Source organism: Methylophaga sp. (assembly GCF_965655755.1).
Classification (GTDB): Bacteria; Pseudomonadota; Gammaproteobacteria; order Nitrosococcales; family Methylophagaceae; genus Methylophaga.
The window spans coordinates 61,221-64,227 of the sequence record NZ_CBFHHW010000008.1 but is presented as its reverse complement, the minus strand read 5'-3'; the positions used below and the strand labels follow the sequence as shown (position 1 = coordinate 64,227).

General features: G+C 44.8%; 4 protein-coding genes. 3 read left to right on the top strand and 1 reads right to left on the bottom strand.

Annotation, left to right across the window (positions count from 1 at the left end; genetic code table 11):
• The coding region (locus tag ACTF5U_RS04615) for an alanine/glycine:cation symporter family protein (protein ID WP_438970468.1) at positions 1 to 1,282 on the top strand (1,282 nt) is incomplete at its 5' end.
• On the opposite strand, the gene ACTF5U_RS04610 is transcribed toward ACTF5U_RS04615, so the two are convergent.
• A complete protein-coding gene (locus tag ACTF5U_RS04610) occupies positions 1,279 to 1,806 on the bottom strand; it encodes a chalcone isomerase family protein (RefSeq protein ID WP_438970467.1) in 528 nt (175 codons plus the stop codon). The two genes, ACTF5U_RS04615 and ACTF5U_RS04610, sit on opposite strands and share 4 nt — an antisense overlap.
• A gap of 149 nt (positions 1,807 to 1,955) precedes the next feature.
• On the opposite strand from ACTF5U_RS04610, the gene ACTF5U_RS04605 reads away from it, so the two are divergent.
• Both ACTF5U_RS04605 and ACTF5U_RS04600 read left to right on the top strand, forming a co-directional pair.
• Positions 1,956 to 2,876, top strand: a complete 921-nt coding sequence (locus ACTF5U_RS04605; protein ID WP_438970466.1) for an acyl-CoA desaturase — start codon at positions 1,956 to 1,958, stop codon at positions 2,874 to 2,876.
• Positions 2,876 to 3,007 (top strand): FAD-dependent oxidoreductase (locus ACTF5U_RS04600; protein WP_438970481.1); only part of this gene is annotated, 132 nt, incomplete at its 3' end. The genes ACTF5U_RS04605 and ACTF5U_RS04600, both read left to right, overlap by 1 nt.

Genomic DNA, 3,007 nt, shown 5'->3' with positions numbered 1-3,007 from the left:
CTTTTTTCTGCTCTATTCTCGCCTACTGCCATATCGTTATCTTGGCCGAAGTGTTCGACTCTTACTCAGAAAAAAAGATAACAACGATCCCGGCGAGTTATCCCATTTCCAAGCCTTGAGTACGGCTTTATCCGGCACGCTGGGTATGGGCAATGTTTCGGGCGTGGCATTAGCTATCGCGATGGGGGGACCCGGTGCTATTTTCTGGATGTGGGTTAGTGCATTACTGGGTGTGGCGACCAAGTTTTATACCTGTACATTAGCTGTTATGTTTCGTGGCAAAGACAGTCGAGGTGTTGTACAGGGCGGCCCAATGTATGTGATCCGGGAAGGATTGGGAAAACATTGGCGACCATTAGCGTATTTTTTTGCTATTGCCGGTCTTCTGGGTACGATGCCTATTTTTCAGGTGAACCAACTGGTTCAGATTGTACGCGACACCATTGCTATCCCGGCGGGAGTCGCATCTCAAACTTCACACTTTGGTTTTGATTTAGGTATTGGCTTGATATTGGCTAGCCTGGTGCTGATGGTTGGACTGGGAAAGTTACCCAGATTAGGGAATGTTACGGCATGGCTGGTACCGAGCATGGTGTTGGCCTACCTGCTGTTAACATTAACTGTCTTAATTCAACACTTTGATGCGGTACCTGCTGCGCTTAAGCTGATCGTGGTTGATGCCTTCAGTGGTGAGGCGGTTGCTGGTGGTGTTGTCGGTGCGGTGATTGTCACGGGTATCAGGCGCGCTGCATTTTCTAATGAAGCCGGTATTGGTACCGAAGCCATGGCACATGGTGCGGCAAAAACCAAAGAACCAATCCGTGAAGGTATGGTTGCGATGCTGGGACCCATCATTGACACATTACTTGTTTGCACCTGTACTGCCTTGGTAATTCTTATCAGCGGTGTATGGCAAACCCCCGGTTATGATGGCATTACCCTAACGGCAGAAGCATTCAGCCAGTTATTCCCACATGGCAGTAGTTTAATGCTGGTGCTAATCGTTTCTTTGCTTAGCATGAGTACCGTGTTTACCTTTTGGTACTATGGTAGTAAATGTCTGGGATTCCTGTTTGGTGCAGAGAATCAGGACCGCTATATCTGGATTTACATGGTTTTAATTGTATTAGGTTCAGTAGCGTCACTTCAACTGGTGATAAGTCTCATCGATTCCATGTATGCATTGATGGCCATTCCAACGATGACAGCGGCGCTAATGTTAGCACCGAAGGTAAATGCTGAGGCAAAACGTTACTTCAGCAGCGAAGAAAAACGGCCTTAAGGGTTGAGTAAAGCTTGTTTTAATTTGGAATTGAATGGTTTGTTGCCAAACCAGATCTGATAGTACTGGTTTCCCAATAAAGTCGATTTACTATGACTGATTACTGTGCCATTTTTTATAAGGCTGAGACCTTCCGCAGTTAATCGTATATCGTAACGATCACCTACAGAAACAGCCTGATATGATTTATTAAATAGAGTTAATTCAGACTCGATAGCTTTGTATTCATCCTGACTCAGGTTTCTTTGCAGTAGGGTTTCTGAGGCTTCGATAAAATCGTCTGCTTCGAACTCTCTGTGGTAAATGAACGATAGTTGCCTTTCTGATGTCAGGTCAGGCAACTTTCCACAGTCTGACGTAAACAGTGCTGCGCGACCTACGTCTACAAATAAAAGTGCTTTTATCTCTGTTTTACTGCACTGTTGTAACGTTTTTTTATTGATTTCAATGCTTGATGGCAATACCTCAGCATTGACAAAAGCAGAAAACCACATCAAGCAGACAGCAACACTCAATTGCTTCATGACTTGCGTCTCCGTTGACCATAAAATAGTGAACACTCAGGCATTAAATTCCCGGTACTGTGAAATTGCGGTGAAGTACTGATGTAGTTGCTTTCACATCAAATTCACAATTTGATAATTAGGCTTGCAGCATTAAATGAGAGCATTCTATGCGAGCAATACGTCACTGGTTCGACAGCAGTTTTGAATCTGATTCTATATCACCCACAAGCAGCCAAATTGATTGGCTGCGCATCATTCCCTTTATCATCCTGCATCTGGGCTGTATCGCTGTTATATGGGTCGGTTTTTCAACATTCGCTGTTGCTGTAGCTATCGCGCTTTATCTCTTGCGTATGTTTGCTATTACGGCGTTCTATCATCGATTTTTCGCACATAAATCCTTCAAAACCTCGCGAGCCGTTCAGTTTATCTTCGCTGTGGTTGGTGCCAGCGCTACCCAGCGTGGGCCTTTATGGTGGGCGGCACACCACCGTAAACATCATCGATTTGCTGACAAGGAAGACGATCCGCACTCCCCTCAACAGGGGTTTTTATGGAGTCATACCGGCTGGTTTTTGAGTAAACAGAACTTTAAAACCGATTTAAGCTTCGTACCCGAGTTAGCGGTGTATCCAGAACTGCGGTGGTTAGACCGATTCGATATCGTTGTTCCCGTTATTCTTGCCGTCATGCTTTATCTCACCGGGGAAATGGCTGCGAGCTTAAATGCATCGCTAAATACGAGTGGCTGGCAACTCGTCGTCTGGGGTTATTTTATATCGACTGTTGTTTTGACCCACGCGACTTTGCTGATTAACTCTTTAGCTCATAAAGTGGGTTCAAGACGTTATCCTACTGCGGACCAAAGTAGAAATAATTTCTGGTTAGCGCTAATCACATTAGGAGAAGGGTGGCACAACAACCATCATTTTCATGCCGCGTCTGCAAGACAAGGTTTCTATTGGTGGGAAATAGACATTAGTTACTACCTTTTACTCAGTATGGAAAAACTCGGTTTGATTTGGGATGTGCGAACAATTTCAGTCGATAAAAGAGATCGCCATGATCTCAGAAAGGATGCAACATAATGAAAATTGCCGTGATAGGAGCGGGTATTTCCGGGTTAACAGCGGCTTGGTATTTGGCCAAAGACTACGATGTCACCGTATTTGAAGCGAATGATTATATTGGCGGCCATACTGATACGCATGATGTTGAG

Excerpts from the sequence above, each read along its gene's own strand:
- ACTF5U_RS04605 (WP_438970466.1), top strand. The coding sequence starts at position 1,956 with ATGCGAGCAATACGTCACTGGTTCGACAGCAGTTTTGAATCTGATTCT.
- ACTF5U_RS04610 (WP_438970467.1), bottom strand. The coding sequence starts at position 1,806 with ATGAAGCAATTGAGTGTTGCTGTCTGCTTGATGTGGTTTTCTGCTTTT.